Source organism: Salmonella sp. SAL00653 (genome assembly GCF_046552515.1).
Lineage (GTDB): Bacteria > Pseudomonadota > Gammaproteobacteria > Enterobacterales > Enterobacteriaceae > Salmonella > Salmonella enterica.
Genome location: NZ_JBGDTY010000004.1, coordinates 231,829 through 258,737, shown reverse-complemented (window position 1 = coordinate 258,737; position 26,909 = coordinate 231,829). Strand labels below are relative to the sequence as shown.

Annotated in this window: 45 protein-coding genes; 2 read left to right on the top strand and 43 right to left on the bottom strand. The window is 51.1% G+C overall.

Annotated features, from left to right (window positions below):
* Nucleotides 1–37: 37 nt before the first annotated feature.
* The 28 genes from rplQ to rpsJ all read right to left on the bottom strand — a co-directional run bounded on the left by rplQ (nucleotide 38) and on the right by rpsJ (nucleotide 13,691).
* Nucleotides 38–421: a 50S ribosomal protein L17 gene (gene rplQ, locus ACLJRU_RS07655; RefSeq protein ID WP_001216370.1), complete on the bottom strand. Its 384-nt coding sequence runs from the start codon at nucleotides 419–421 to the stop codon at nucleotides 38–40.
* Nucleotides 422–461: 40 nt separating this feature from the next.
* Nucleotides 462–1,451 (bottom strand): DNA-directed RNA polymerase subunit alpha, encoded by a 990-nt coding sequence (locus tag ACLJRU_RS07650; RefSeq protein WP_001540999.1) that lies wholly within the window; start codon nucleotides 1,449–1,451, stop codon nucleotides 462–464.
* A 25-nt stretch (nucleotides 1,452–1,476) separates the two neighbouring features.
* Entirely contained in the window at nucleotides 1,477–2,097 is a 621-nt protein-coding gene (gene rpsD, locus ACLJRU_RS07645) for a 30S ribosomal protein S4 (protein WP_000135226.1), read from the bottom strand.
* A gap of 33 nt (nucleotides 2,098–2,130) precedes the next feature.
* The gene (gene rpsK, locus ACLJRU_RS07640) at nucleotides 2,131–2,520 is read right to left on the bottom strand and encodes a 30S ribosomal protein S11 (protein WP_001029758.1); all 390 of its coding nucleotides are present in this window, start codon (nucleotides 2,518–2,520) and stop codon (nucleotides 2,131–2,133) included.
* Nucleotides 2,521–2,536: 16 nt separating this feature from the next.
* The gene (gene rpsM / locus ACLJRU_RS07635; RefSeq protein WP_000090780.1) at nucleotides 2,537–2,893 is read right to left on the bottom strand and encodes a 30S ribosomal protein S13; all 357 of its coding nucleotides are present in this window, start codon (nucleotides 2,891–2,893) and stop codon (nucleotides 2,537–2,539) included.
* Between the two features lie 146 nt (nucleotides 2,894–3,039).
* Complete coding sequence (gene rpmJ / locus ACLJRU_RS07630; protein ID WP_000868187.1) at nucleotides 3,040–3,156, bottom strand: 50S ribosomal protein L36; 117 nt, start codon at nucleotides 3,154–3,156, stop codon at nucleotides 3,040–3,042.
* A 31-nt stretch (nucleotides 3,157–3,187) separates the two neighbouring features.
* Nucleotides 3,188–4,519: a preprotein translocase subunit SecY gene (secY, locus tag ACLJRU_RS07625; RefSeq protein ID WP_001118864.1), complete on the bottom strand. Its 1,332-nt coding sequence runs from the start codon at nucleotides 4,517–4,519 to the stop codon at nucleotides 3,188–3,190.
* A gap of 7 nt (nucleotides 4,520–4,526) precedes the next feature.
* Complete coding sequence (gene rplO / locus ACLJRU_RS07620) at nucleotides 4,527–4,961, bottom strand: 50S ribosomal protein L15 (protein ID WP_001238917.1); 435 nt, start codon at nucleotides 4,959–4,961, stop codon at nucleotides 4,527–4,529.
* Nucleotides 4,962–4,964: 3 nt separating this feature from the next.
* Entirely contained in the window at nucleotides 4,965–5,144 is a 180-nt protein-coding gene (rpmD, locus tag ACLJRU_RS07615; protein WP_001140434.1) for a 50S ribosomal protein L30, read from the bottom strand.
* Nucleotides 5,145–5,147: 3 nt separating this feature from the next.
* Nucleotides 5,148–5,651, bottom strand: a complete 504-nt coding sequence (rpsE, locus tag ACLJRU_RS07610) for a 30S ribosomal protein S5 (protein ID WP_000940121.1) — start codon at nucleotides 5,649–5,651, stop codon at nucleotides 5,148–5,150.
* Nucleotides 5,652–5,665: 14 nt separating this feature from the next.
* Nucleotides 5,666–6,019, bottom strand: a complete 354-nt coding sequence (rplR, locus tag ACLJRU_RS07605) for a 50S ribosomal protein L18 (RefSeq protein ID WP_000358956.1) — start codon at nucleotides 6,017–6,019, stop codon at nucleotides 5,666–5,668.
* A 9-nt stretch (nucleotides 6,020–6,028) separates the two neighbouring features.
* The gene (rplF, locus tag ACLJRU_RS07600; RefSeq protein ID WP_000091939.1) at nucleotides 6,029–6,562 is read right to left on the bottom strand and encodes a 50S ribosomal protein L6; all 534 of its coding nucleotides are present in this window, start codon (nucleotides 6,560–6,562) and stop codon (nucleotides 6,029–6,031) included.
* Between the two features lie 12 nt (nucleotides 6,563–6,574).
* Nucleotides 6,575–6,967 carry a 30S ribosomal protein S8 gene (rpsH, locus tag ACLJRU_RS07595; protein WP_000062611.1) on the bottom strand — a complete coding sequence of 131 codons (393 nt, stop codon included), beginning with the start codon at nucleotides 6,965–6,967 and terminating at the stop codon, nucleotides 6,575–6,577.
* A gap of 33 nt (nucleotides 6,968–7,000) precedes the next feature.
* Nucleotides 7,001–7,306 carry a 30S ribosomal protein S14 gene (gene rpsN / locus ACLJRU_RS07590; protein ID WP_001118932.1) on the bottom strand — a complete coding sequence of 102 codons (306 nt, stop codon included), beginning with the start codon at nucleotides 7,304–7,306 and terminating at the stop codon, nucleotides 7,001–7,003.
* A gap of 14 nt (nucleotides 7,307–7,320) precedes the next feature.
* The gene (gene rplE, locus ACLJRU_RS07585; protein ID WP_001096206.1) at nucleotides 7,321–7,860 is read right to left on the bottom strand and encodes a 50S ribosomal protein L5; all 540 of its coding nucleotides are present in this window, start codon (nucleotides 7,858–7,860) and stop codon (nucleotides 7,321–7,323) included.
* Nucleotides 7,861–7,874: 14 nt separating this feature from the next.
* A complete protein-coding gene (gene rplX, locus ACLJRU_RS07580; protein WP_038394047.1) occupies nucleotides 7,875–8,189 on the bottom strand; it encodes a 50S ribosomal protein L24 in 315 nt (104 codons plus the stop codon).
* 10 nt (nucleotides 8,190–8,199) lie between these two features.
* On the bottom strand, nucleotides 8,200–8,571 hold the full coding sequence (gene rplN / locus ACLJRU_RS07575) for a 50S ribosomal protein L14 (RefSeq protein WP_000613954.1): 372 nt from the start codon (nucleotides 8,569–8,571) through the stop codon (nucleotides 8,200–8,202).
* 163 nt (nucleotides 8,572–8,734) lie between these two features.
* Complete coding sequence (gene rpsQ / locus ACLJRU_RS07570; protein WP_000130101.1) at nucleotides 8,735–8,989, bottom strand: 30S ribosomal protein S17; 255 nt, start codon at nucleotides 8,987–8,989, stop codon at nucleotides 8,735–8,737.
* The gene (rpmC, locus tag ACLJRU_RS07565; RefSeq protein ID WP_000644742.1) at nucleotides 8,989–9,180 is read right to left on the bottom strand and encodes a 50S ribosomal protein L29; all 192 of its coding nucleotides are present in this window, start codon (nucleotides 9,178–9,180) and stop codon (nucleotides 8,989–8,991) included. The genes rpsQ and rpmC overlap by 1 nt, the downstream gene beginning before the upstream one ends.
* Nucleotides 9,180–9,590: a 50S ribosomal protein L16 gene (gene rplP / locus ACLJRU_RS07560; protein ID WP_000941208.1), complete on the bottom strand. Its 411-nt coding sequence runs from the start codon at nucleotides 9,588–9,590 to the stop codon at nucleotides 9,180–9,182. The genes rpmC and rplP overlap by 1 nt, the downstream gene beginning before the upstream one ends.
* Before the next feature lie 12 nt (nucleotides 9,591–9,602).
* On the bottom strand, nucleotides 9,603–10,304 hold the full coding sequence (gene rpsC / locus ACLJRU_RS07555; protein WP_000529945.1) for a 30S ribosomal protein S3: 702 nt from the start codon (nucleotides 10,302–10,304) through the stop codon (nucleotides 9,603–9,605).
* 17 nt (nucleotides 10,305–10,321) lie between these two features.
* On the bottom strand, nucleotides 10,322–10,654 hold the full coding sequence (rplV, locus tag ACLJRU_RS07550) for a 50S ribosomal protein L22 (protein WP_000447529.1): 333 nt from the start codon (nucleotides 10,652–10,654) through the stop codon (nucleotides 10,322–10,324).
* A gap of 14 nt (nucleotides 10,655–10,668) precedes the next feature.
* A complete protein-coding gene (rpsS, locus tag ACLJRU_RS07545) occupies nucleotides 10,669–10,947 on the bottom strand; it encodes a 30S ribosomal protein S19 (RefSeq protein ID WP_001138115.1) in 279 nt (92 codons plus the stop codon).
* Between the two features lie 16 nt (nucleotides 10,948–10,963).
* A complete protein-coding gene (gene rplB, locus ACLJRU_RS07540; protein ID WP_000301869.1) occupies nucleotides 10,964–11,785 on the bottom strand; it encodes a 50S ribosomal protein L2 in 822 nt (273 codons plus the stop codon).
* A gap of 17 nt (nucleotides 11,786–11,802) precedes the next feature.
* Nucleotides 11,803–12,105 carry a 50S ribosomal protein L23 gene (rplW, locus tag ACLJRU_RS07535; protein ID WP_000617546.1) on the bottom strand — a complete coding sequence of 101 codons (303 nt, stop codon included), beginning with the start codon at nucleotides 12,103–12,105 and terminating at the stop codon, nucleotides 11,803–11,805.
* Nucleotides 12,102–12,707, bottom strand: a complete 606-nt coding sequence (rplD, locus tag ACLJRU_RS07530) for a 50S ribosomal protein L4 (protein ID WP_000424395.1) — start codon at nucleotides 12,705–12,707, stop codon at nucleotides 12,102–12,104. Before rplD ends, rplW begins: the two co-directional genes overlap by 4 nt.
* 10 nt (nucleotides 12,708–12,717) lie before the next feature.
* Nucleotides 12,718–13,347, bottom strand: a complete 630-nt coding sequence (gene rplC / locus ACLJRU_RS07525; protein WP_000579838.1) for a 50S ribosomal protein L3 — start codon at nucleotides 13,345–13,347, stop codon at nucleotides 12,718–12,720.
* Nucleotides 13,348–13,379: 32 nt separating this feature from the next.
* Complete coding sequence (gene rpsJ, locus ACLJRU_RS07520; protein ID WP_001181005.1) at nucleotides 13,380–13,691, bottom strand: 30S ribosomal protein S10; 312 nt, start codon at nucleotides 13,689–13,691, stop codon at nucleotides 13,380–13,382.
* 379 nt (nucleotides 13,692–14,070) lie between these two features.
* Here rpsJ and hopD point away from each other — a divergent pair, with 379 nt between their 5' ends.
* A complete protein-coding gene (gene hopD, locus ACLJRU_RS07515; RefSeq protein WP_000495848.1) occupies nucleotides 14,071–14,538 on the top strand; it encodes a prepilin peptidase in 468 nt (155 codons plus the stop codon).
* Here the strand turns inward: hopD and bfr are convergent.
* The 11 genes from bfr to fkpA all read right to left on the bottom strand — a co-directional run bounded on the left by bfr (nucleotide 14,535) and on the right by fkpA (nucleotide 22,850).
* Nucleotides 14,535–15,011 carry a bacterioferritin gene (gene bfr, locus ACLJRU_RS07510; RefSeq protein WP_000675530.1) on the bottom strand — a complete coding sequence of 159 codons (477 nt, stop codon included), beginning with the start codon at nucleotides 15,009–15,011 and terminating at the stop codon, nucleotides 14,535–14,537. The genes hopD and bfr overlap by 4 nt on opposite strands.
* Nucleotides 15,012–15,083: 72 nt before the next feature.
* Complete coding sequence (bfd, locus tag ACLJRU_RS07505) at nucleotides 15,084–15,278, bottom strand: bacterioferritin-associated ferredoxin (protein ID WP_000289082.1); 195 nt, start codon at nucleotides 15,276–15,278, stop codon at nucleotides 15,084–15,086.
* A gap of 184 nt (nucleotides 15,279–15,462) precedes the next feature.
* On the bottom strand, nucleotides 15,463–16,647 hold the full coding sequence (gene tuf, locus ACLJRU_RS07500; protein ID WP_410957025.1) for an elongation factor Tu: 1,185 nt from the start codon (nucleotides 16,645–16,647) through the stop codon (nucleotides 15,463–15,465).
* 71 nt (nucleotides 16,648–16,718) lie between these two features.
* Entirely contained in the window at nucleotides 16,719–18,833 is a 2,115-nt protein-coding gene (gene fusA / locus ACLJRU_RS07495) for an elongation factor G (protein ID WP_000124693.1), read from the bottom strand.
* Nucleotides 18,834–18,929: 96 nt separating this feature from the next.
* Nucleotides 18,930–19,400 carry a 30S ribosomal protein S7 gene (gene rpsG / locus ACLJRU_RS07490; RefSeq protein WP_001541002.1) on the bottom strand — a complete coding sequence of 157 codons (471 nt, stop codon included), beginning with the start codon at nucleotides 19,398–19,400 and terminating at the stop codon, nucleotides 18,930–18,932.
* A 95-nt stretch (nucleotides 19,401–19,495) separates the two neighbouring features.
* Nucleotides 19,496–19,870 (bottom strand): 30S ribosomal protein S12, encoded by a 375-nt coding sequence (rpsL, locus tag ACLJRU_RS07485; RefSeq protein ID WP_000246815.1) that lies wholly within the window; start codon nucleotides 19,868–19,870, stop codon nucleotides 19,496–19,498.
* Nucleotides 19,871–19,995: 125 nt separating this feature from the next.
* Nucleotides 19,996–20,283, bottom strand: a complete 288-nt coding sequence (gene tusB / locus ACLJRU_RS07480) for a sulfurtransferase complex subunit TusB (RefSeq protein WP_000903400.1) — start codon at nucleotides 20,281–20,283, stop codon at nucleotides 19,996–19,998.
* A gap of 7 nt (nucleotides 20,284–20,290) precedes the next feature.
* Nucleotides 20,291–20,647 carry a sulfurtransferase complex subunit TusC gene (tusC, locus tag ACLJRU_RS07475; RefSeq protein ID WP_000820705.1) on the bottom strand — a complete coding sequence of 119 codons (357 nt, stop codon included), beginning with the start codon at nucleotides 20,645–20,647 and terminating at the stop codon, nucleotides 20,291–20,293.
* Nucleotides 20,647–21,033, bottom strand: a complete 387-nt coding sequence (gene tusD / locus ACLJRU_RS07470; protein WP_001268010.1) for a sulfurtransferase complex subunit TusD — start codon at nucleotides 21,031–21,033, stop codon at nucleotides 20,647–20,649. Before tusD ends, tusC begins: the two co-directional genes overlap by 1 nt.
* Nucleotides 21,033–21,755, bottom strand: coding sequence for a transcriptional regulator (locus ACLJRU_RS07465; RefSeq protein WP_000091471.1), 723 nt, complete (start codon nucleotides 21,753–21,755; stop codon nucleotides 21,033–21,035). The genes tusD and ACLJRU_RS07465 overlap by 1 nt, the downstream gene beginning before the upstream one ends.
* Before the next feature lie 276 nt (nucleotides 21,756–22,031).
* Nucleotides 22,032–22,850, bottom strand: a complete 819-nt coding sequence (gene fkpA / locus ACLJRU_RS07460; RefSeq protein ID WP_000838225.1) for an FKBP-type peptidyl-prolyl cis-trans isomerase — start codon at nucleotides 22,848–22,850, stop codon at nucleotides 22,032–22,034.
* Nucleotides 22,851–23,069: 219 nt separating this feature from the next.
* On the opposite strand from fkpA, the gene ACLJRU_RS07455 reads away from it, so the two are divergent.
* Nucleotides 23,070–23,288, top strand: coding sequence for a protein SlyX (locus ACLJRU_RS07455; RefSeq protein ID WP_001152701.1), 219 nt, complete (start codon nucleotides 23,070–23,072; stop codon nucleotides 23,286–23,288).
* Between the two features lie 193 nt (nucleotides 23,289–23,481).
* Here ACLJRU_RS07455 and slyD read toward each other — a convergent pair whose 3' ends face one another.
* From slyD to kefG, 4 genes are all read right to left on the bottom strand, one after another.
* Complete coding sequence (slyD, locus tag ACLJRU_RS07450) at nucleotides 23,482–24,072, bottom strand: peptidylprolyl isomerase (protein ID WP_000861341.1); 591 nt, start codon at nucleotides 24,070–24,072, stop codon at nucleotides 23,482–23,484.
* A gap of 94 nt (nucleotides 24,073–24,166) precedes the next feature.
* On the bottom strand, nucleotides 24,167–24,367 hold the full coding sequence (locus ACLJRU_RS07445; protein WP_001007735.1) for a YheV family putative zinc ribbon protein: 201 nt from the start codon (nucleotides 24,365–24,367) through the stop codon (nucleotides 24,167–24,169).
* A gap of 9 nt (nucleotides 24,368–24,376) precedes the next feature.
* Nucleotides 24,377–26,182 carry a glutathione-regulated potassium-efflux system protein KefB gene (gene kefB, locus ACLJRU_RS07440; RefSeq protein ID WP_000398130.1) on the bottom strand — a complete coding sequence of 602 codons (1,806 nt, stop codon included), beginning with the start codon at nucleotides 26,180–26,182 and terminating at the stop codon, nucleotides 24,377–24,379.
* The gene (kefG, locus tag ACLJRU_RS07435) at nucleotides 26,182–26,733 is read right to left on the bottom strand and encodes a glutathione-regulated potassium-efflux system ancillary protein KefG (protein WP_000081820.1); all 552 of its coding nucleotides are present in this window, start codon (nucleotides 26,731–26,733) and stop codon (nucleotides 26,182–26,184) included. The genes kefB and kefG overlap by 1 nt, the downstream gene beginning before the upstream one ends.
* Nucleotides 26,734–26,909: the final 176 nt, after the last annotated feature.

Genomic DNA, 26,909 nt, shown 5'->3' with positions numbered 1-26,909 from the left:
AAACCCGCCGAAGCGGGTTTTTTTACGTTACTACAGATTACTCTGCAGCAGCTTCTGTTTTCTCTGAACGATCAACCAGCTCGATGTATGCCATCGGCGCGTTGTCGCCTGCACGGAAGCCACACTTCAGAATGCGAGTGTAACCACCGGCGCGGCTCGCGAAACGCGGGCCCAGCTCGTTAAACAGTTTTGCCACGATCTCGTTATCACGAGTACGGGCGAATGCCAGACGACGATTAGCAACGCTATCAGTCTTGGCAAGAGTAATCAGCGGCTCAACTACGCGACGCAGCTCTTTCGCTTTAGGCAGGGTCGTCTTGATGATTTCATGACGAACCAGTGAACCTGCCATGTTGCGGAACATAGCCTGGCGATGGCTGCTGTTGCGGTTCAGTTGACGACCACTCTTACGATGGCGCATGACCTTATCCTTCTCAGTAAAACCTTAACCTGTGATCCGGTTACTCGTCAGCGATGCTTGCCGGTGGCCAGTCTTCCAGGCGCATACCCAGAGACAGTCCACGGGAAGCCAGCACGTCTTTAATCTCGGTAAGAGATTTTTTACCCAGGTTAGGCGTCTTAAGAAGCTCAACCTCGGTACGCTGTACCAGATCACCGATATAGTGGATAGCTTCTGCCTTGAGGCAGTTAGCAGAGCGGACAGTCAATTCCAGATCGTCAACAGGGCGCAGCAGGATCGGATCGAATTCTGGTTTCTCTTCTTTCACTTCCGGTTGACGTACATCACGTAAATCAACGAAAGCTTCCAGTTGTTCAGCCAGGATGGTTGCCGCACGACGAATCGCCTCTTCAGGATCGATTGTGCCGTTGGTTTCCATTTCGATGACCAGCTTGTCCAGGTCGGTACGCTGTTCTACACGCGCTGCTTCAACATTGTAGGCAATACGCTCTACAGGGCTGTAGCAGGCGTCGACCAGCAGGCGGCCGATTGGGCGCTCATCTTCTTCCGAATGAATTCGGGTAGAAGCCGGCACATAACCACGACCGCGCTGAACTTTGATACGCATACTAATAGACGCGTTTTCATCGGTCAGGTGGCAGATCACGTGCTGCGGCTTGACGATTTCGACATCCCCATCATGGGTGATATCGGCTGCAGTCACAGGGCCAATGCCAGATTTATTCAAGGTAAGAATAACTTCATCTTTACCCTGAACTCTCACCGCCAGCCCTTTCAGGTTGAGCAGGATTTCCAGGATGTCTTCCTGAACGCCTTCTTTGGTGCTGTACTCATGTAGTACACCATCAATCTCAACCTCGGTCACCGCGCAACCCGGCATCGATGAGAGCAGAATACGGCGCAGTGCGTTACCCAGAGTATGGCCGAAGCCACGCTCTAAAGGCTCAAGGGTCACCTTGGCGTGCGTCGAACTCACTTGCTCGATATCTACCAGGCGCGGTTTTAGAAACTCTGTCACAGAACCCTGCATTGTGTCCTCTCTTTGGTACTAAGCTTTACTTGGAGTAAAGCTCGACGATCAGGTGTTCGTTAATGTCCGCAGACAGATCAGAACGCTCAGGCTTACGCTTGTACGTACCTTCCATCTTGCCAGCATCAACTTCCAGCCAGGTTGGCTTTTCACGCTGCTCAGCCAGCTCCAGAGCGGCTTTCACGCGAGACTGCTTCTTCGCTTTCTCACGAATGCTAACAACGTCATTCGGACTAACCTGATAAGAAGCGATGTTAACAACACGACCGTTTACCATAATTGCTTTATGGCTAACCAGCTGACGTGCTTCCGCACGAGTGGCGCCGAAGCCCATACGGTATACAACGTTGTCCAGACGACCTTCCAGCAGAGCCAACAGGTTTTCACCGGTGTTGCCTTTCAGACGTGCTGCTTCTTTGTAGTAGTTACGGAACTGACGCTCCAGCACACCGTAAATGCGGCGAACTTTTTGCTTTTCACGCAACTGCACACCATAGTCAGACAGACGCGGCTTACGCGCACCGTGCTGGCCAGGAGCTTGTTCAATTTTACACTTGGTATCGATCGCGCGAACGCCAGACTTAAGGAATAAGTCGGTGCCCTCACGACGGCTCAGCTTGAGCTTAGGACCCAAATATCTTGCCATTTTCTTTCTCCAACTAACCTGGAAAACGAAGCGTTATACGCGACGTTTTTTCGGCGGACGACAACCGTTATGAGGGATCGGAGTCACATCAGTAATATTAGTGATGCGGAAACCAGCGGCGTTCAGAGCACGAATAGTAGATTCGCGGCCTGGACCCGGACCTTTAACCATAACTTCCAGATTCTTGATACCGTATTCTTTCACGGCGTCAGCGCAACGCTCTGCTGCAACCTGAGCTGCAAACGGAGTGGATTTGCGAGAACCACGGAAACCGGAACCACCGGCTGTTGCCCAACCCAGCGCATTACCCTGACGATCGGTAATAGTCACGATGGTGTTGTTGAAAGAAGCATGGATATGAGCCACGCCGTCAGAGACTTGTTTTCTTACACGTTTACGTGCGCGAACTGGTGCCTTTGCCATTATTCAATCACCCCGATTATTTCTTGATCGGTTTGCGCGGACCCTTACGGGTACGAGCGTTGGTCTTGGTGCGCTGACCGCGAACCGGGAGACCACGACGATGACGCAAACCGCGATAGCAACCAAGATCCATCAGGCGCTTGATGCTCATGCTGATTTCACGGCGCAGATCACCTTCAACGACAAATTTGGCAACTTCGTCACGCAGCGTGTCGATTTGTTCTTCAGACAGCTCACTGATCTTAACATTTTCAGCGATACCCGCTGCAGCCAGGATGGCTTTAGAACGGGTCTTGCCGACACCGTAGATCGAAGTTAACGCGATCACGGCGTGTTTCTGATCAGGAATGTTAATGCCTGCTATACGGGCCACTATGCACTCCTACTATTTAATATGTACGTACCATGCTGAAAAGCCCGTTTTCAGGATACTCAAATGGAAACGTACAGACATACAAAAGATTGGCTGGCTAATCTAGCCAGCTCAACCCAACTTTGCAAGAAAAATATGCGAAAAAATCAGCCTTGGCGCTGTTTATGCTTCGGCTCGGCACTGCAAATCACACGGATGACACCATCACGCTTAACGATTTTGCAGTTACGGCATAATTTCTTGACGGAAGCACGAACTTTCATTTTTACTCTCCGTAACTTCTCAGGCGACCAATTAACGGCCGTAGCCTTTCAGGTTCGCCTTCTTCAATGCAGACTCATACTGACTGGACATCATCAGAGTTTGCACTTGAGCCATAAAGTCCATAATCACGACAACAACGATAAGCAGTGAGGTCCCACCGAAGTAGAACGGCACTTTCATTGCATCACGCATGAACTCCGGGATCAGGCAGATAAAGGTAATATACAGCGCACCAACCAAGGTCAGGCGGGTCATTACTTTATCGATATACTTCGCCGTTTGCTCTCCCGGACGAATTCCTGGTACAAATGCACCGGACTTCTTCAGGTTATCTGCTGTTTCACGCGGGTTGAAAACCAACGCCGTGTAGAAGAAACAGAAGAAGATGATTGCAGACGCATAGAGTAACACATAAAGCGGTTGCCCAGGCTGCAAATACAGCGAAATTGTTGTCAGCCAGTTCCAACCAGTACCGCCCCCGAACCATGACGCGATGGTCGCCGGGAACAGAATAATACTGGAAGCGAAGATTGCCGGGATTACCCCCGCCATATTCACTTTCAGCGGTAAATGTGTGCTCTGTGCAGCATAGACACGACGACCTTGCTGACGTTTGGCGTAGTTTACCACAATACGGCGTTGACCACGTTCAACGAATACTACAAAGAACGTCACTGCAAATACTAATACTGCAACCAACAGCAACACGAGGAAGTGCAGGTCGCCTTGACGCGCTTGCTCGATAGTATGGGCAATGGCTGGCGGGAGTCCCGCAACGATACCAGCGAAGATGATGATTGAGATACCGTTACCGATACCGCGCTCAGTAATCTGTTCGCCGAGCCACATCAGGAACATGGTTCCTGTAACCAGACTTACAACAGCGGTGAAATAGAATGCAAAGCCTGGATTCATCACCAGGCCCTGCATACCAGGCATATTCGGCAAACCGGTAGCAATACCGATCGACTGGAATATCGCCAGCACCAGAGTACCGTAACGGGTGTACTGGCTGATCTTACGACGACCAGACTCCCCTTCTTTCTTAATTTCTGCCAGCGTTGGATGAACCACCGTCAACAGCTGGATAATGATCGACGCCGAAATATACGGCATGATCCCCAGGGCAAAGATAGAAGCACGGCTGAGAGCACCACCAGAGAACATGTTAAACATTTCAATGATGGTGCCTCGCTGTTGCTCAAGCAGTTTGGCAAGTACAGCGGCATCAATACCAGGGATCGGAATAAAAGAGCCAATACGGAACACAATCAGCGCGCCGATAACAAACAGCAGTCTGCGTTTCAGCTCACCTAAGCCACCTTTGGCACTTTGAAAATCTAATCCCGGTTGTTTAGCCATCTGCTACTTATTCCTCGATTTTACCGCCAGCAGCTTCGATAGCAGCACGAGCGCCTTTAGTAACACGCAGGCCACGAACAGTTACCGGAGTAGTGACTTCGCCAGCCAGGATCACTTTCGCGAACTCGATCTGGATACCGATAATGTTTGCCGCTTTCAGCGTGTTCAGGTCTACAACGCCGCCTTCTACTTTCGCCAGGTCAGACAGACGAACTTCGGCTGTAATCGCTGCTTTGCGAGAAGTGAAGCCGAATTTCGGCAGACGACGGTACAGAGGCATCTGACCACCCTCGAAACCGCGACGTACGCCACCGCCAGAACGAGACTTCTGACCTTTGTGACCACGACCACCGGTTTTACCGAGGCCAGAACCGATACCACGACCCAGGCGTTTACCCGCCTTTTTGGAGCCTTCGGCCGGAGACAGAGTATTTAAACGCATCTCTTACTCCTCAACTTTAACCATGAAGGAAACCGCGTTGACCATACCACGAACAGCAGGAGTATCCTCGCGCTCTACGGTGTGACCAATACGACGCAGACCCAGGCCAAGCAGCGTTGCCTTGTGTTTCGGCAGACGACCGATTGCACTGCGGGTTTGAGTAATTTTAATAGTCTTTGCCATGGTTTATTTCCCCAGAATTTCTTCAACGGATTTACCACGCTTGGCAGCGACCATTTCTGGAGAATTCATATTTTCCAGGCCATCAATAGTTGCACGAACCACGTTGATCGGGTTGGTGGAGCCGTATGCTTTAGCCAGAACGTTATGAACCCCAGCAACTTCCAGAACGGCGCGCATTGCACCACCGGCGATGATACCGGTACCTTCGGAAGCTGGCTGCATGAATACACGAGACCCCGTGTGAACACCTTTAACCGGGTGCTGCAGGGTGCCGTTGTTCAGCGCGACGTTAATCATATTGCGACGGGCTTTTTCCATCGCTTTCTGGATCGCTGCTGGAACTTCACGCGCTTTACCGTAACCAAAACCTACGCGACCGTTACCATCGCCTACTACAGTCAGAGCTGTGAAGGAGAAAATACGACCACCTTTAACGGTTTTAGATACGCGGTTTACCGCGATCAGCTTTTCCTGCAGTTCGCCAGCTTGTTTTTCGATGTGAGCCATCTTACACCTCTACCTTAGAACTGAAGGCCAGCTTCACGGGCAGCATCTGCCAGTGCCTGGACACGACCATGATATTGGAACCCGGAACGGTCAAAGGACACATCTTTGATGCCTTTTTCCAGAGCGCGTTCAGCGACAGCTTTACCCACAGCTGCAGCCGCGTCTTTGTTACCGGTGTACTTCAGTTGTTCAGCGATAGCTTTTTCTACAGTAGAAGCAGCTACCAGAACTTCAGAACCGTTCGGTGCAATTACCTGTGCGTAAATATGACGCGGGGTACGATGTACCACCAGGCGAGTTGCGCCCAGCTCTTTGAGCTTGCGGCGTGCACGGGTCGCACGACGGATACGAGCAGATTTCTTATCCATAGTGTTACCTTACTTCTTCTTAGCCTCTTTGGTACGCACGACTTCGTCGGCGTAACGAACACCCTTGCCTTTGTAAGGCTCAGGACGACGGTAGGCGCGCAGATCTGCTGCAACCTGGCCGATCACCTGCTTATCAGCGCCTTTCAGCACAATTTCAGTTTGAGTCGGACATTCAGCAGTGATACCTGCCGGCAGCTGATGGTCAACCGGGTGAGAGAAACCTAAAGACAGGTTTACTACATTCCCTTTAACCGCTGCACGATAACCTACACCAACCAGCTGCAGCTTCTTAGTGAAGCCTTCGGTAACACCGATAACCATTGAGTTCAGCAGGGCACGCGCGGTACCAGCCTGTGCCCAACCGTCTGCGTAACCATCACGCGGACCGAAGGTCAGTGCATTATCTGCATGTTTAACTTCAACAGCATCGTTGAGAGTACGAGTCAGCTCGCCGTTTTTACCTTTGATCGTAATAACCTGACCGTTGATTTTGACATCAACGCCGGCAGGAACAACGACCGGTGCTTTAGCAACACGAGACATTTTTTCCTCCGATTAGGCTACGTAGCAGATAATTTCGCCACCAAGACCAGCCTGGCGCGCTGCACGATCAGTCATAACACCTTTAGAGGTAGAAACAACTGCGATACCCAGACCGGCCATAACTTTCGGCAGCTCATCTTTACGTTTGTAGATGCGCAGACCTGGGCGGCTGACACGCTGAATGCTTTCTACAACAGCTTTACCCTGGAAATACTTAAGAGTCAGTTCCAGTTCCGGCTTGGTGTCGCCTTCAACTTTAAAATCTTCAATAAAACCTTCTTCCTTCAGCACGTTGGCAATTGCCACTTTCAGCTTGGAGGAAGGCATGGTGACCGCAGCTTTGTTCGCGGCCTGACCGTTACGGATACGGGTCAGCATATCCGCGATCGGATCTTGCATGCTCATCTGTCTTTACTCCCGTGATTCAATTGGTGACAATTACCAGCTAGCCTTTTTCAGACCCGGAATTTCACCGCGCATAGCGGCTTCACGGACCTTAATACGGCTCAACCCGAACTTCCGCAGGAAAGCGTGCGGACGACCAGTTTGACGGCAGCGGTTACGCTGACGTGACGGGCTGGAATCACGCGGCAGAGTCTGCAGCTTAAGAACCGCATTCCAACGATCTTCGTCGGTTGCGTTCACATCAGAGATGATCGCTTTCAGTTCAGCGCGTTTCGCGAAGTATTTATCAGCTAAAGCTACGCGTTTTACTTCGCGTGCTTTCATTGATTGCTTAGCCATTTAGTAACCCTACCTTACTTGCGGAACGGGAAGTCAAAGGCAGCCAGCAGAGCACGGCCTTCTTCGTCAGATTTCGCAGTAGTGGTAATGGTAATATCCAAACCACGAACGCGGTCGACTTTATCGTAGTCGATTTCTGGGAAGATGATCTGCTCACGGACACCCATGCTGTAGTTACCACGACCGTCGAATGACTTAGCGGACAAGCCACGGAAGTCACGGATACGGGGAACAGCAATAGTGATCAGGCGCTCAAAGAACTCCCACATGCGTTCGCCACGCAGAGTTACTTTACAGCCGATCGGATAGCCCTGACGGATTTTGAAGCCTGCAACAGATTTGCGTGCTTTGGTGATCAACGGTTTTTGACCGGAGATTGCTGTCAGGTCTGCTGCTGCGTTATCCAGCAGTTTCTTGTCAGCGATCGCTTCACCAACACCCATGTTCAGGGTGATCTTCTCGACCCGAGGGACTTGCATGACAGAATTGTAGTTAAACTCAGTCATGAGTTTGTTAACTACTTCGTCTTTGTAGTAATCATGCAGTTTCGCCATCGTACTACTCCAAATTACTTGATAGTTTCGCTGTTAGACTTGAAGAAACGGACTTTTTTGCCGTCTTCGAATCTAAAGCCTACACGGTCAGCCTTGCCGGTTGCCGCATTGAAGATTGCAACGTTAGAAACCTGAATTGCAGCTTCTTTTTCAACGATGCCGCCCGGTTGGTTCAGAGCCGGAACCGGCTTCTGGTGTTTCTTAACCAGGTTGATACCTTCAACAATGACCTTGCTGGAAGACAGGACATTCTTAACTTTACCGCGTTTACCTTTATCTTTACCGGTTAACACGATAACTTCGTCATCACGACGGATTTTCGCTGCCATGATTCGCTCCTTAGAGTACTTCTGGTGCCAGAGAGATAATTTTCATGAACTTCTCGTTACGAAGTTCACGAGTTACCGGCCCAAAAATACGCGTACCGATAGGCTGCTCGCTGTTATTGTTTAAAATAACGCATGCATTACCATCGAAGCGAATGACAGAACCGTCCGGGCGACGAACACCCTTCTTGGTGCGCACCACTACCGCCTTCAGCACATCACCTTTTTTGACCTTACCACGCGGAATCGCTTCTTTGATGGTGATCTTAATGATGTCGCCTACGCCTGCGTAGCGACGGTGCGAGCCACCCAGAACCTTGATACACATTACGCGACGTGCACCGGAGTTGTCGGCGACGTTCAGCATAGTCTGTTCTTGGATCATTTTAGTGCTCCGCTAATGTCAACTACTACTGAGACCCGAAAATCAGGTCGTTAAAAAAACCCCATATCGAGGGCGCGGCATTATAACACCGCAAATCAGATATGGGTAGAAAAAATAAACGGCCCATCGCTGAGCCGTTTATTCGTTGAGAATGCGTACTGTATTACAGAACCGCTTTCTCTACAACGCGAACCAGAGTCCAGGATTTAGTCTTGGACAGCGGACGGCATTCGCGGATTTCAACCACGTCGCCGATACCGCATTCGTTGTTCTCGTCATGTACGTGCATTTTGGTCGTACGCTTGATGAATTTACCGTAGATCGGGTGTTTCACAAAACGTTCGATAGCAACAACAATGGATTTCTCCATTTTGTCGCTAACCACGCGACCTTGCAGAGTACGGATTTTATCGGTCATTACGCACCCGCCTTCTCAGTCAGTAAAGTCTTAACGCGTGCGACATCACGACGCACTTGCTTCAACAGGTGAGACTGTTGCAGCTGGCCACTTGCAGCCTGCATACGCAGGTTGAACTGCTCACGCAGCAGGTTCAGTAGCTCGGTGTTCAGCTCTTCAACGCTCTTCTCACGCAGCTCTTTTGCTTTCATTACATCACCGTCTTAGTTACAAAGGTGGTTTTAATCGGCAGTTTCGCTGCTGCCAGCTTGAATGCTTCACGGGCCAGCTCTTCCGGTACGCCGTCCATTTCATACAGGACTTTACCCGGCTGAATCAAGGCAACCCAATACTCCACGTTACCTTTACCTTTACCCATACGCACTGCCAGCGGCTTTTCAGTGATCGGTTTGTCCGGGAATACACGGATCCAGATCTTACCTTGACGCTTAACTGCACGGGTCATAGCACGACGTGCTGCTTCGATCTGACGGGCAGTCAGACGACCACGGCCAACAGCTTTCAGGCCGAAGCTGCCGAAGCTAACATCCGCGCCTGCAGCCAGACCACGGTTGCGGCCTTTGTGCATTTTACGGAATTTTGTACGCTTTGGTTGTAACATCAGCGACGCTCCTTATTTACGGCCTTTACGCTGCTGCTTTTTCGGTTGAGCAGCCGGTTTTTCCGGTTGTTCAACAGCAGCCATACCACCCAGGATCTCGCCTTTGAAGATCCACACTTTAACGCCGATTACACCATAAGTGGTGTGCGCTTCAGAGGTGTTGTAGTCGATGTCAGCACGCAGAGTGTGCAGCGGTACGCGACCTTCGCGGTACCATTCGGTACGTGCGATTTCCGCGCCGCCCAGACGGCCGCTAACTTCAACTTTGATACCTTTAGCGCCCAGACGCATGGCGTTCTGTACAGCACGCTTCATCGCACGACGGAACATAACGCGACGTTCCAGCTGAGAAGTGATGCTGTCAGCAACCAGTTTAGCGTCCAGTTCAGGTTTACGAACTTCGGCGATGTTGATCTGTGCAGGAACGCCAGCGATATCCGCTACGACCTTACGCAGTTTTTCTACGTCTTCACCTTTTTTACCGATAACGATACCCGGGCGAGCGGTGTGAATAGTCACACGGATGCTCTTAGCCGGACGCTCGATAACGATACGAGATACAGACGCTTTAGCCAGTTCCTTCGTCAGGTACTGACGTACTTTAAAATCGCTGTCCAGGTTGTCAGCGAATTCTTTGGTGTTCGCAAACCAGGTAGAGTTCCATGGTTTTACAATACCCAGGCGAATACCATTAGGATGTACTTTCTGACCCATTGCTAGTCTCCAGAGTCTCAGCGATCGGACACAACCACAGTGATGTGGCTGGTGCGCTTCAGGATGCGATCTGCACGACCTTTTGCACGCGGCATAATGCGCTTCATGCTCGGGCCTTCGTCTACGAAAATTTTCGTAACTTTCAGATCGTCAATGTCAGCGCCATCGTTGTGTTCAGCGTTAGCAATGGCAGATTCCAGAACTTTCTTGACCAGTACAGCCGCTTTCTTGTTGGTGTAGGTCAGAATATCCAGAGCCTGCGACACTTTCTTACCGCGAATCAGGTCAGCAACAAGGCGAACCTTCTGAGCAGAAGAACGAGCATGGCGATGTTTAGCGATAGTTTCCATCTCTTCCTCCTACCTTATTTCTTCTTCGCTTTTTTATCAGCAGCGTGGCCGCGATAAGTACGAGTCGGTGCGAATTCACCCAGTTTGTGACCGACCATTTCGTCGGAAACAAATACCGGAACGTGCTGACGACCATTATGGACAGCGATGGTCAAACCGATCATGTTAGGAAAGATCGTTGAACGACGGGACCAAGTGCGCAGGGGCTTCTTGTCTCCGCTTTCCACCGCTTTCTCTACCTTCTTCAGCAAGTGCAGGTCAATAAAAGGACCTTTCTTGAGAGAACGTGGCATGGCTTATCCTCTAAAATTATTTGCTACGGCGACGTACGATGAATTTATCAGTACGCTTGTTGCTGCGGGTCTTCTTACCTTTGGTCTGAACGCCCCACGGAGTTACCGGGTGCTTACCAAAGTTACGACCTTCACCACCACCATGTGGGTGGTCTACTGGGTTCATCGCAGTACCGCGAACGGTAGGACGAACGCCACGCCAGCGTGCAGCACCTGCTTTACCCAGAACGCGCAGCATATGCTCAGCATTGCCAACTTCGCCCAGGGTTGCACGGCAGTCTGCTTCGACTTTACGCATTTCACCAGAACGCAGACGCAGGGTGACATAAGCGCCATCGCGAGCAACGATCTGAACGTAAGTACCAGCGGAACGTGCCAGCTGACCGCCTTTACCTGGTTTCATTTCTACGTTATGAACGGTAGAACCAACCGGGATATTGCGCATCGGCAGGGTGTTGCCTGCTTTGATTGCAGCATCAACGCCAGACTGAATCTGGTCGCCAGCTTTCAGGCCTTTCGGGGCCAGGATGTAACGGCGTTCGCCGTCTTTGTACAGAACCAGCGCGATGTTCGCGGAACGGTTCGGATCGTACTCAAGACGTTCAACAACTGCCGGGATACCGTCTTTGTTGCGTTTGAAGTCAACAATACGATAAGCCTGTTTGTGACCACCACCGATATGACGAGTGGTGATACGGCCATTGTTGTTACGACCACCGGATTTGCTGTTTTTTTCAACCAGCGGAGCAAAAGGTTTGCCCTTGTGCAGCTCTGGGTTGACCACTTTAACGACGTGGCGACGACCCGGAGATGTCGGTTTACATTTAACAACTGCCATTGTATTACTCCTCCGACTTACTCAGCGCCGCCGACGAAGTCCAGATTCTGGCCTTCTTTCAGGGTGACGTAAGCTTTTTTCCAGTCGCTACGACGACCGATACGCTGTCCGTGACGTTTAACTTTCCCTTTAACGACCAGGGTGTTAACGACTTCGACTTCGACTTCAAACAGTTTCTGCACAGCAGCTTTGATTTCTGCTTTGGTCGCGTCTTTAGCAACTTTGAGAACGATGGTGTTAGTTTTTTCCATCGCAGTAGACGCTTTTTCAGAAACGTGCGGTGCGCGCAGCACCTTCAGCAGACGTTCTTCACGAATCATGCCAGCATCTCCTCAACTTGCTTAACAGCATCAGCAGTCATTACGACTTTGTCGAAGGCGATCAGGCTAACCGGGTCGATACCAGTCGCATCGCGTACGTCAACCTTGTGCAGGTTACGTGCGGCCAGGAACAGGTTCTCGTCCAGCTCACCGGTGATGATCAGCACATCTTCCAGAGCCATGTCTTTCAGTTTCTGTGCCAACAGCTTAGTTTTCGGCGCTTCTACAGAGAACTTCTCGACAACGATCAGACGATCCTGACGTACCAGTTCGGACAGTATGCTTTTCAGCGCGCCGCGGTACATCTTCTTGTTAACTTTTTGACTGTGGTCCTGCGGACGAGCAGCGAAGGTCACGCCACCGGAACGCCAGATCGGGCTCTTGATAGAACCTGAACGCGCACGGCCAGTGCCTTTCTGGCGCCACGGTTTTTTACCGGAACCAGTTACTTCAGCACGAGTCTTCTGAGCACGAGTACCCTGACGAGCACCAGCTGCATAAGCAACAACAACCTGGTGAACCAGCGCTTCGTTGAAATCACGACCGAAGGTAGTTTCGGAAACAGTCAGCGCGCTCTGCGCGTCTTTCAATACTAATTCCATTGCTATCCCCTTACGCCTTCACAGCTGGTTTAACGATCAGGTCGCAACCGGTTGCACCCGGAACACCACCCTTAACCAGCAGCAGGTTGCGCTCAGCGTCAACGCGTACTACGTCAAGGCTCTGAACGGTTACGCGCTCATTACCCATCTGACCTGCCATTTTCTTGCCTTTGAACACTTTGCCCGGAGTCTGGTTCTGACCGATAGAACCCGGAACGCGGTGAGACAAGGAGTTACCGTGAGTAGCGTCTTGGGTACGGAAGTTCCAGCGCTTAACGGTACCAGCGAAACCTTTACCTTTAGAGGTACCGGTTACGTCAACTTTTTTAACGTCAGCAAACAGTTCAACGCTGATGCTCTGACCTACGGTGTATTCTTCGCCTTCAGCCAGACGGAATTCCCACAGACCACGGCCAGCTTCTACGCCAGCTTTAGCAAAGTGACCCGCTTCCGGCTTGGTGACACGGTTAGCTTTTTTAGCACCCGTAGTAACCTGAACAGCGCGGTAGCCATCGTTAGCCAGGTCTTTAACCTGAGTAACACGGTTTGCTTCAACTTCGATTACGGTTACTGGGATAGAGACGCCATCTTCAGTGAAGATGCGGGTCATACCCACTTTTTTACCGACTAAACCAATCATTGTATCAACCTCTCAATCGCTCGATGACCTGATTAACCCAGGCTGATCTGCACGTCTACACCGGCAGCCAGGTCCAGACGCATCAGAGCATCAACGGTTTTCTCGGTTGGCTCAACGATGTCAACCAGACGCTTGTGAGTGCGAATTTCGTACTGATCGCGCGCATCTTTGTTAACGTGCGGAGAGATCAGAACGGTAAAGCGCTCTTTGCGGGTCGGCAGCGGGATCGGACCGCGAACCTGCGCACCAGTGCGCTTGGCAGTCTCGACGATTTCCGCGGTTGATTGATCGATCAGACGATGATCAAACGCTTTCAGGCGGATACGGATTCTTTGGTTCTGCATGAGACCAGAGCTCCAATTATTTTATAAACGAAAATGATTACTCCTCACACCCATTACGATTGATGGGAGAGTGTAACCGTTCTTACGTAGCTCCCCGATTGGGAGCATTGTTAAATAGCCAAATCGGCTATTCGAGGTTCAAATCGAACCTGCCGTCAATTACGACAAGCCCGCGCATTATACGTAAATCTCAGCCTGACGCAAGTGTCGGATAGAAATTAAGCGCTTTATTCTTATGCGAGCATGATTCCAGATGGTACGCATGGGATGGCAACGCGCACCTTTTCTTTGGAAGGCATCAGGCAAACCTGGCAATACGTCGTTGTCGCTGTCGCATAAATCTATAAAGGTGAGCACAAGCCTTGACGAGGATTTGCTTATGTTTGTTGCCCTCCCCTTTCTCATTTTTTATGCGTCGTTCTCTTTATTACTTGGCATATACGACGCGCGTACCGGTCTGCTGCCTGACCGGTTTACCTGTCCATTACTGTGGGGTGGTCTGCTTTATCACCAGATTTGCCTGCCGGAGCGTTTACCGGATGCGCTTTGGGGTGCTATCGCCGGCTATGGCGGATTCGCGTTAATTTACTGGGGCTATCGCCTGCGTTATCAGAAAGAGGGGCTTGGATATGGCGACGTCAAGTACCTCGCGGCCTTAGGGGCGTGGCATTGTTGGGAAACACTGCCGTTACTGGTTTTCCTTGCCGCTATGTTGGCCTGTGGCGGGTTTGGCGTCGCGCTACTGGTGAGAGGTAAATCGGCATTAATAAACCCGCTACCTTTTGGGCCATGGCTGGCGGTGGCGGGTTTCATAACAGGTTGGAAAGTTTTCTTTCCAGACGGTTAATCGGTAACCTTAATTTGTGATTGCAGATAATTTTGCATACCAAGTTTGGCAATCAAATCCAGCTCAGTTTCCAGCCAGTCGATGTGGCCTTCCTCGTCGGCAAGAATTTCAATCATCATATCCCGGCTGACATAATCATGAACGCTATCGGCATAGGCTATTGCCTCACGTAGATCTTTTGCGCCTTCCAGTTCGAGTCGGAGATCCGATCGTAGCATCTCTTCGACATCTTCACCGATGCCCAGCTTGCCCAGATCCTGTAGGTTCGGTATGCCTTCCAGAAATAAAATACGCTCAATATACTTATCGGCGTGTTTCATCTCATCAATGGATTCATGGTACTCAACATCATTAAGCCGGGTCAGGCCCCAGTTTTTGAACATACGGGCATGAAGAAAATACTGATTAATTGCGACAAGCTCATTTCCCAATAGTTTATTGAGATAATTTATGATTTTAACATCACCTTTCATTTTATAGTCCCTCCGCTTCCACTCTCTAGAGCGTAGATGGGGCTACAGGGATGTCAAAAAAAAGAGTGTGACTCAGGCGATCTCTTTAAATTCCGGCATTTGCGTTAACTCATCCTGCATCACTTCTCGCGCGGCGCGAATACACTTACCACATTGATTTCCCACAGGAATAAATTTACGCAACTGTTGAAATGACTGTGGATGAAATTGTCGTACAGCCTGGCGGATTTTTTTATCGCTTATACCATTACACAAACAAACGTACATGATCGCTCCCGTTCAATTTCCGCACAAAGTGTAAATGAGAATGGTTATAATTACAATAGCACAAAGCGATTTACGCCACGGGAGAAGCGTTAAAAAAGGCAAATAAATATAACAGCGGCTAAATAGCAGGCAACAAAAAGGGCGCCGAAGCGCCCTCTTCAATTCAAAACTAATTAACGAGTAATTAGCCCAGAACTTTAGCAACAACGCCCGCGCCAACGGTACGGCCGCCTTCACGGATTGCGAAACGCAGACCGTCGTCCATTGCGATCGGGTGGATCAGGGTAACAACCATTTTGATGTTGTCGCCCGGCATTACCATCTCTACGCCTTCCGGCAGTTCGATGGTGCCAGTCACGTCAGTAGTACGGAAGTAGAACTGCGGACGGTAGCCTTTGAAGAACGGAGTATGACGGCCGCCTTCATCTTTGGACAGAATGTACACTTCAGATTCGAACTTGGTGTGCGGCTTGATGGTGCCCGGCTTAGCCAGTACCTGACCACGTTCGATTTCTTCACGTTTGATACCACGCAGCAGAACACCTACGTTCTCACCGGCACGGCCTTCGTCCAACAGTTTGCGGAACATTTCAACGCCAGTACAGGTAGACTTCTGAGTCTCTTTGATACCAACGATTTCAACTTCTTCACCCACTTTGATGATACCGCGCTCTACACGACCGGTAACAACGGTACCACGACCGGAGATGGAGAATACGTCTTCGATCGGCAGCAGGAACGGCTTGTCAATCGCACGCTCTGGTTCCGGAATGTAAGAATCCAGGAGGCCAGCCAGTTCGATGATTTTCGCTTCCCACTCTGCGTCACCTTCCAGCGCTTTCAGAGCAGAACCACGAACGATCGGCGTGTCGTCGCCCGGGAAGTCGTACTGAGACAGAAGTTCACGAACTTCCATTTCAACCAGTTCCAGCAGCTCTTCGTCATCAACCATGTCGCATTTGTTCAGGAACACGATGATGTACGGAACGCCTACCTGACGACCCAGCAGGATGTGCTCACGGGTCTGCGGCATCGGGCCGTCAGTCGCAGCAACAACCAGGATCGCGCCGTCCATCTGCGCAGCACCGGTGATCATGTTTTTAACATAGTCGGCGTGCCCCGGGCAGTCTACGTGTGCGTAGTGGCGGGTCGGGGTATCGTATTCAACGTGAGAAGTGTTGATGGTGATACCACGCGCTTTTTCTTCCGGAGCGTTATCGATCTGGTCGAATGCACGAGCAGCACCGCCGTAGGTTTTAGCCAGTACGGTGGTGATTGCAGCGGTCAGGGTAGTTTTACCGTGGTCAACGTGGCCGATGGTGCCGACGTTAACGTGCGGTTTTGTACGTTCAAATTTTTCTTTAGACACGGCTATATTCCTTACTATAGCGCTCTCCCCTTCAGGAGAGAGCACGGGATTTTGGTTTTTAACCCTGCGGCTTATTTACCACGGGCTTCGATTACGGCCTGAGCAACGTTGTTCGGCGCATCATCATACTTCAGGAATTCCATAGTGTACGATGCGCGACCTTTGGTCAGAGAACGCAGCTGAGTTGCATATCCGAACATTTCAGACAGCGGTACTTCAGCGTGGATCTTAACGCCTGTAACTTCAGATTCCTGACCTTTGAGCATACCACGACGGCGGCTAAGGTCGCCGATAACGTCACCGGTATTCTCTTCAGGTGTTTCTACTTCAACCTTCATGATCGGCTCAAGCAGAACTGGTTTTGCTTTCTTAAAGCCTTCTTTAAAGGCGATAGACGCAGCCAGTTTAAACGCCAGCTCAGAGGAGTCAACGTCATGGTAAGAACCGAAGTGCAGACGCACACCGAGATCAACTACCGGATAACCAGCCAGCGGGCCAGATTTCAGCTGCTCCTGGATGCCTTTATCAACGGCCGGGATGTATTCGCCAGGAATTACACCACCTTTGATGTCGTTGATGAACTCGTAACCTTTCGGGTTAGAGCCCGGCTCCAGCGGGTACATGTCGATAACAACATGACCATACTGACCGCGACCACCAGACTGTTTCGCGTGTTTACCTTCGATGTCGGTAACTTTCGCGCGAATCGCTTCGCGGTAAGCAACCTGAGGTTTACCCACGTTAGCTTCAACGTTGAATTCACGCTTCATACGGTCAACGATGATATCCAGGTGAAGTTCACCCATACCAGCGATGATGGTCTGGTTAGATTCTTCATCAGTCCATACGCGGAATGACGGGTCTTCTTTCGCCAGACGGCCCAGAGCCAGACCCATTTTTTCCTGGTCAGCTTTGGTTTTCGGTTCTACCGCGATGGAGATTACCGGCTCAGGGAATTCCATACGTTCCAGAATGATCGGGTTTTCCGGATCACACAGGGTGTCACCGGTAGTCACGTCTTTCAGGCCGATAGCAGCCGCGATGTCGCCCGCGCGAACTTCTTTGATCTCTTCACGTTTGTTGGCGTGCATCTGAACGATACGACCGAAACGCTCACGTGCGGTTTTCACGGAGTTCAGTACGGTATCACCAGAGTTAACCACACCGGAGTACACGCGGAAGAAGGTCAGGTTACCCACAAACGGGTCGGTAGCGATTTTGAACGCCAGCGCAGAGAACGGCTCGTCGTCGCTTGCGTGACGCTCAGCCGGAGTATCTTTACCGTCGTCCAGAATACCGTTGATCGCAGGTACGTCTACCGGGGATGGCAGGTAATCAATTACCGCATCCAGCATCGCCTGAACACCTTTGTTCTTGAATGCAGAACCACAGGTTACCAGGATGATTTCGTTGTTCAGAACGCGCTGACGCAGAGCTTGTTTGATCTCTTCTTCAGTCAGTTCTTCACCACCCAGGTATTTTTCCATCAGCTCTTCAGAAGCTTCTGCGGCGGACTCGATCAGGTTCTGGTGCCATTCGTTAGCCAGGTCCTGCATGTCAGCCGGGATATCTTCGTATTCGAAGGTAACGCCCTGGTCGGCATCGTTCCAGTTGATGGCTTTCATTTTCACCAGGTCAACAACGCCGGTGAAACCTTCTTCAGCACCAATTGCCAGCTGCAGCGGAACCGGGTTCGCGCCCAGACGGGTTTTGATCTGACCAACAACTTTCAGGAAGTTCGCGCCCATGCGGTCCATTTTGTTAACGAACGCAATGCGCGGAACTTTGTATTTGTTTGCCTGACGCCATACGGTTTCAGACTGCGGCTGAACACCACCAACTGCGCAGTAAACCATTACCGCACCATCGAGAACACGCATGGAACGTTCTACTTCGATAGTGAAGTCAACGTGCCCCGGGGTGTCGATGATGTTGATGCGATGCGGTTCATACTGCTTAGCCATACCAGACCAGAATGCAGTAGTCGCTGCGGAGGTGATAGTAATACCACGCTCCTGCTCCTGCTCCATCCAGTCCATGGTAGCTGCGCCGTCATGAACTTCACCGATTTTGTGGTTTACACCGGTGTAGAACAGAATACGTTCGGTAGTAGTGGTTTTACCGGCGTCGATGTGCGCACTGATACCGATATTACGGTAGCGTGCGATGGGTGTTGTACGAGCCATTTGATTCCTCGTTGATATCTTTAGGCGTTCAGTTAAGTTATCCAAAACGGGCGACTTACCTGAAGCGCCCGCCTGGTGACTATGACTCCGAAGGGATTACCAACGGTAGTGTGCGAACGCCTTGTTGGCTTCTGCCATACGGTGAACGTCTTCACGTTTCTTAACTGCAGTACCTTTGTTGTCTGCAGCGTCAGAAAGTTCGTTCGCCAGGCGCAGAGCCATGGATTTATCACCGCGTTTACGAGCAGCTTCTACGATCCAACGCATTGCCAGAGCATTACGACGGACCGGACGGACTTCAACTGGTACCTGATAAGTAGAACCACCTACACGGCGGGATTTAACTTCTACAGTCGGGCGAACGTTTTCGAGAGCGACTTCGAAAGCTTCCAGTTCAGATTTACCAGAACGCTGAGCCAGGGTCTCCAGCGCGCTGTATGCGATTGATTCTGCAGTAGATTTTTTACCATCTACCATCAGGATATTGACAAATTTAGCCAGCAGTTCTGATCCGAACTTCGGATCCGGCAGAATTTTACGCTGACCAATGACGCGACGACGTGGCATGGAAATACTCCGTTGTTAATTCAGGATTGTCCAAAACTCTACGAGTTTAGTTTGACATTAATTTAAAACGTTTGGCCTTACTTAACGGAGAACCATTAAGCCTTAGGACGCTTCACGCCGTACTTAGAACGAGCTTGCTTACGGTCTTTAACGCCGGAGCAGTCAAGCGCGCCACGAACGGTGTGGTAACGAACACCCGGGAGGTCTTTAACACGACCGCCACGGATCAGGATCACGGAGTGCTCCTGCAGGTTGTGACCTTCACCACCGATGTAGGAAGTCACTTCAAAACCGTTAGTCAGACGAACACGGCAAACTTTACGCAGTGCGGAGTTCGGTTTTTTAGGAGTGGTAGTATATACACGAGTACATACGCCACGTTTTTGCGGGCATGCTTCCAGCGCAGGCACGTTGCTTTTCGCAACTTTGCGAGCACGTGGTTTGCGTACCAGCTGGTTAACTGTTGCCATTAAATAGCTCCTGGTTTTAGCTTTTGCTTCGTAAACACGTAATAAAACGCCCTCACACAATATGAGGACGCCGAATTTTAGGGCGGTGTCGAAAAGGTGTCAAGAAATATACAACGATCCCGCCATCACCAGGCCATCTGGTTGGCATACTTAACCGTGAGTCTGACAAACTCAGTATAGTCAACCCTGACGACACTGTCTGAAATTTGACCACCCAGGCCGCGGGCGTCAATGTCTTCTTTCAAGGCATAGACCGTTATGGGGGCATCGCGCAGACTTTCAAGGAAGCGGTTACCTTCAATCGCGACGGTAACGCCATCCTGGAGCAACAAAAGCGCATCGCCCTCTTTTAGCAGGCGCAGCAAAGCGGGAAAATCAACGCTCGAAGCGCAATGAGGTAAGGTATGCAGCATAAACGCCTCAGAATCTCAGGATGACATCATAGTTGCCAAGCTCGCGGCGTAACGCCACGGGTTCCAGCGGCGTGGCGTCTACCACAAAATTAACGTTCTCCAGACCACGCTCGCGCAGCGATGCCGCGCAGATCCAGCATTGATCAATATCGTACAAATCAAAGAGCTTGAAAGTAGCAATATAGTCACGCGCCAGCACAGCGTCTGGTTTTTGTCCTGGTAATAACTGAAAGACGCCGTCGCTGATAAAAAAGACGCCCAGCGCTTCCGTTAGCGCTGACGTCGCCAGCAGCGCATCCAGCCCTTCACGACCTGAGGCGCTACCGTGCGGCGCGGTGGAAAAGACAAATGCAATACGTTTCATTAAAACTGCACCACCCGATCGCAGGTGAGAGATGCCTCCGCCAGCGCGCCCAGGCCGCTTAGCGTAAAGCCCGGCTGAAGATTGGCGGACGGCAACGCCAGTCTGCCGGCTTCAGTTTCATCAATAATACCGCGACGAAGCGCCGCCGCGACACAGATGTTCAGCGCTACGCCATGCTGCGTATTCAATTTCTGCCAGGCGCGTACCAGATCATATTCATCGCTCGCCGGAGAGGTCAGGAGATTGGCGTTATAGACCCCTTCCCGATAGAAAAAGACGCTGGCTAACTCATGCCCCTCATTGAGCAGCGCGTGGGCGAACTGCAATGCGCTGCTGGCCTGCTGGGTGCCATATGCCGGCCCGGTGACCATAATGGCATAACGCATTATTTATCCTGCCCCTGAAAATCGCCGCTTTTGAACTGGCGAATATAGAGGTAAACCGTATGTTTTGAGATATTCAGACGATCGGCTACCTGGTTAATGGCGTCTTTAATATCGAAAATGCCTTTTTCGTACAGGTTAAGGACGATCTGACGATTTTTCGCATTGTTAGAGACATTACGATCGGCATTCACTTCTTCGATCGTGAACTCCAGCGTCTGGGTGACTAAATCTTCGACTGAGGAGGCAAAATTAACCGCTGAGCCGACTTCCGGCGTTTCCGGCGGAATAAAGGTATTCATAATCTGTGAAAATGGCACATCAAGATTCATGTTGATGCACAGTAGACCAATGACGCGCTGCTCGCGGTTGCGAATGGCAATCGTCAACGACTTCATCAAGACACCGCTTTTCGCGCGCGTGAAATAGCATTTCGACACGCTACTGTCCGCCCCTGTCATGTCGTGCAACATGCGCAACGCCAGGTCGGTAATCGGCGAGCCAATTTTACGGCCCGTATGTTCGCCATTGGCAATACGAATGGCTGAACATTTTAGATCCTGCAAAGAGTGCAATACGATTTCACAATGGGAACCTATAAGCATCGCTAACCCGTCCACTACCGCTTCGTAGGATTTCAGAATATCGAAGTCGGTTTGCTCGAAGGGACGCTGATCCAGCAAATCAAGTTCACTGGTTTCGTTGGTTAAAAGCGACCTGGACATGAAAAAAAACACTCCTTTTCAGGAGCCTGTCGTTATGTTTTCAGGGCAGGCTCATTATTTACGCGGATGATTAAATTAATACAGTGAGGGTTCATCTTTCCAGTACTAATTTGCTCGTCTATTTCAGACTACGTGTGCGTTGGCGGTCATTCAGCCTACGGTCTCGCCCTTAACGACCAGCGCAAGCGCCGTTATCCGCAAATCAAATTATGGTGAGTAATATATCCGGCCTGAATAAAAAAAACCGCCGCTATTACAAGCGGCGGCTCTCAGTTTTTATTTTTTAGCAGCATCTGCGGCTTTAGCGTCAGCCGCATCGGCAGGTTTAGCATCCGCTTTCGGCGCTGGTTTGATATCCAGCAGCTCTACGTCGAATACCAGGGTGGAGTTCGCCGGGATACCCGGAACGCCCGTTTTACCGTAGGCCAGCGCCGGTGGGATAACCAGCTTGATCTTGCCGCCTTTCTTAATATTTTTCAGGCCTTCAGTCCAGCCAGGGATAACGCCGTCCAGACGGAAGGAGAGCGGTTCGCCGCGCGTGTAAGAGTTATCAAACTCTTTACCGTCGATCAGCGTACCTTTGTAGTTCACCACAACGGTATCGCTATCTTTCGGCGCCTCGCCTGTGCCTTCTTTCTCTACTTTGTAAAGCAGACCGGTAGAGGAGGTTTTCACGCCTTTCTCTTTAGCAAAAGCGTCGCGGAACGTTTTACCTTTTGCTTCGTTATCGGCAGCGTCTTTTTCCATCTTCGCCTGAGCAGCGCTCTTCACGCGTGCTTCAAACGTCTGCAGCGTTTGCTCAATTTCCTGATCGGACAGTTTGCTCTTATCGGCAAAGGCATCCTGAACGCCGGCAATCAACTGATCTTTATCCAGTTTGATGCCCAACTTTTCCTGCTCTTTAAGCGAATTTTCCATGTAACGACCCAGCGAGGCGCCCAGCGCATAAGCCGCTTTTTGATCGTCGTTTTTAAATGCTGCTTTGCTATCAGCGGTAGCTGCCGGTTTCGCCGCATCAGCAGCAAAAGTGATCGGTGCGTGCATAGCAACGGCCATCGTCGTTGCCAGCAGCGTGGCTTTAAACAGTGATTTCATCCATATCTCCAGGGCCGGGGCATCTCGCCCCATGTTAACTTACGTAAGAAGCGTACTATAAATCGTTGCAGAACAAATCAACATACGAACACGCCCTATTATCACTTCTTTTCAGACTCTTTTTGTTTAAATTAGTTTCGTAGTGCGCGTAATGGTTGCTGTGAAAGCCGGTAAAGTTAAGTAGAATCCGCCGACGGAGACAACATAAAGAGGTACATCATGCAGGATATCACGATGGAAGCTCGTCTGGCTGAACTGGAAAGCCGTCTGGCGTTCCAGGAGATTACCATAGAAGAACTAAACCTGACGGTAACCGCACATGAAATGGAGATGGCGAAGCTGCGCGATCATCTGCGTTTGCTCACGGAAAAGTTAAAAGCCAGTCAGCCGTCAAATATCGCCTCTCAGGCAGAAGAAACGCCGCCGCCGCATTATTGAGACGAAAAAAAAAGCGGGGTTAACCCGCTTTTTTTGTGCCCGATGATTTATCGAACCAATGATAATACCCTAAGAATTTCGAGTCACAGCAAGGCGGCAAGCTTGAAAATTCCCCGGGAGCATAGATAACTATGTGTGTGACCGGGGTTTGAAAGCGTAGCCAACACCGCGGTGGCTTGAAAGACGACGGGGATTAATGGCAACCGCAGCCGCCTTTACCACCACCACCGCAGCAGCCTTCGCCGCCGTGCTCGTGACCATGGTCATGACCATGACCGCCACAGCAGCCGTCTTCACCGTGATCGTGGTGGTGATCGTGCGCGCCGTGAACATGACCGTGAGCCAGTTCTTCTTCAGTCGCTTCACGAATCGCAACAACTTCTACGTTAAATTTCAGATTCTGGCCAGCCAGCATGTGGTTACCATCAACCACAACGTGATCGTCTTCCACTTCGGTAATCTCTACCGGTACCGGGCCCTGGTCGGTTTCCGCCAGGAAACGCATCCCTACCTGCAGTTCATCAACGCCCATAAAGACGTCTTTAGGCACACGCTGCACCAGATTTTCGTCATACTGACCGTAAGCGTCGTTCGCACCAACAGCGACATCAAATTTGTCGCCAACTTCATGGCCTTCCAGCGCCGTTTCCAGGCCAGAGATCAGGGAGCCGTGACCGTGCAGGTAATCCAGCGGCGCACTCACCGGAGACTCATCAACCAACACACCGTCTTCTGTACGTACCTGATAGGCCAGGCTGACCACCAGGTCTTTTGCTACTTTCATGATATCTCCTGAGCATGGGAAGAATAGTGGCGCAGATTGTAGCGGAATTCTGCAGCCGTGTACCCCTTAGCTTAAAAAAACCTGCGGCATATCGCTAGTCCGGATGAAAAATCCCGATCACTTGCTCTTCTTTGCGAACATGCTCGCGAACGTCTTTATCCGCTTCCCGCATTTGATGCCCGCACTTAACGCATTCAACAATATCGACATTATTTTCACGCCACATCGCCATTGTATCCTGCGCCTGACAGGCCGGACATTTCGCGCCTGCAATAAAACGTTTACGGATTGCCATTGTTCACCTCTACTCAAATTCATCCCAGCCATCCAACTGGCGCCGTTCCTGTTGCATTTCGCGCTGAAAAATCTCCTCCAGTTCGCGTCGGGCCTCTCTGGCGCGCGAAATCTGTACCATGTCGCTATGCTCCGGGATCAGCTCCCGCAATATTCGCATATCCAGCCGGCGAAAATGCAACTGCGCGCGTTGCGCCTGATGCGGATGCATACCTAACGACACCAGAGTTTTACGTCCCAATTCCAGCGCGCTGGAAAACGTTTCACGGGAAAACTGCGTGACGCCAGCCTGTAATAACTCATGGGCCTCCACACGTCCACGCGCTCGCGCAAGAATATGCAGATGAGGAAAATGCTGCTGACACAGCGCCACCAGCTTCATCGTGTCTTCCGGTTCATTACACGTGATGACTATCGACTCCGCCGCTTCCGCGCCCGCAGAACGCAGCAGCTCGACTTGTGTAGCGTCGCCGTAATACACTTTATAACCATATTTGCGCATCAGATTAACGGCGCCGATATCGCGTTCCAGCACGGTGATACGCATCTTATTCGCCATCAATAAGCGAGCGATCACCTGACCAAAACGGCCAAAGCCGACGACAATTACCTGGGGCTTATCATCCTCAACCCACGGCTTTTCATCATTCTCTTCCGGGCCATTAAGGCGGTGCGATAACCACTTATCAATCCCTTTCATCAGTAGCGGCGTGGTCATCATTGATAACGTGACAGTCACCAATAATAACGCCATCTGATCGCCCTGAAACAGGCGCTGAGAAGAGGCGGTAGAAAAGAGCACAAAAGCGAACTCGCCCCCCTGACTCAGCACGCTGGCAAACTGCATCCGTTCAGAACTTCTTATTCCATATAACCGCGCCAGCAGATACAGCGTCAGCATTTTTATGACGACCAGAATAACAACGCTCGCCGCCACCCACAGTAAATGGGTATAAAGTACGCCGAGATTTAGCGACATACCGACGGAGATAAAGAACAGCCCAAGCAGTAAACCTTTAAAGGGATCGATAGCGTTTTCCAGCTCATGCCGGTATTCACTCTCTGCCAGTAAAACGCCGGCAATGAAGGTTCCCAGGGCCATCGACAGTCCCAGCGCGTCCATAAATAAGGCGGCGCTCAACACCAGCAACAACGTCGCGGCAGTGAAGACCTCCCGCACGCCGGACGCAGCAATAAAACGAAATACCGGGCGCAACAGGTAACGACCGCCAATCAGCATTACCGCGAAAGCCAGTACCTTCATTGCCACTTTAAACCAGTCGAAATGCTCGTCGGCCGATCCCGCCAACAAAGGCACCAACGCCAGCGCGGGGATCACCGCTAAATCCTGAAACAGTAAGACGGAAAACCCTAACTGCCCGGACTCGCTACGGTTCATGCCTTTCTCGCGCATCAGTTGTAGCGCCATCGCCGTCGAAGACATCGCCAGGCCAATCCCGCCGACGACCGCCGCCTGCCATAAGAAATCAGCAAGCATCAATAATCCCGCCAGCACCGCCGCGCTTAACAGCACCTGAGCAGCGCCGACGCCGAAGATAGAGCGCCGCAGTTGCCAAAGCCGGGACGGATTGAGTTCGAGACCAATGATAAACATCAGAAACACGACGCCCAGTTCGGAAAAGTGCAGGATCTCGTCAACATCGCTGATAAATCCCAGCCCCCACGGACCGATGGCGATTCCCGCCAGCAAATACCCTAATACCGCGCCGATGCCCAGCCTGGCGGCTAACGGCACCGCCGCCACCGCCGCGAAGAGGAACAACACTCCCGCGGTCAATAAATCAGCACCTTCCATCAATAGCCTCCCGCGCTCACAGGATTCGCCAGCCACTCGCCATAGGCTTTCGCATGACTGGCCAGCGTCTGCGGCGACTGGCGGCGCGCCCAGTACACAATAATGGGCGGCATCCAGTGCATCCGGCACATGGCCGCGGTCAGTTCAAAAGGGCGGAGTACATCGCTCATTGGATAGCGGTTTAGCGCGTCATACCGGTAAGCGCTCTCCGGCTCGCCGGTCGTAATCACGCTACGCCAGTACTTTCCCACCAGTTGGTTTCCCCCTGGTCCGCTGGCGAACCCTCGACTCAAAACGCGATCAAGCCATTCTTTCAGTAAAGCCGGACAGCTATAGGTGTAAAGGGGATGCTGAAAAACAATGACGTCGTGCTCACGTAACAGGGCTTGTTCATAGGGCGTATCGATAAAAAAATCAGGATAGCGCGCATAAAGATCGTGCACGGTTACGTTATTGTGCTGTATGGCCGGTTTAAGCAGTACCCGGTTAGCAACCGAGTCCTGAGATTCCGGATGGGCATACAACAGCAAGACTTTCGCTGGCTGAGACATCAATCCCCCTCCCGGTTGTTTTGGGTCGATACATGCCATTCTTCAGGCCGCTTCTACGTTGACAGCGTTTGTTCAACTCAGAAACGTACTCCATGTCCGCCGCTGGGGATTAATCTTGTTCCTCACCAAAGGCGGCCTGAATGATTTTGTGTATCGTTGTTGTTTTGAGCTACCAT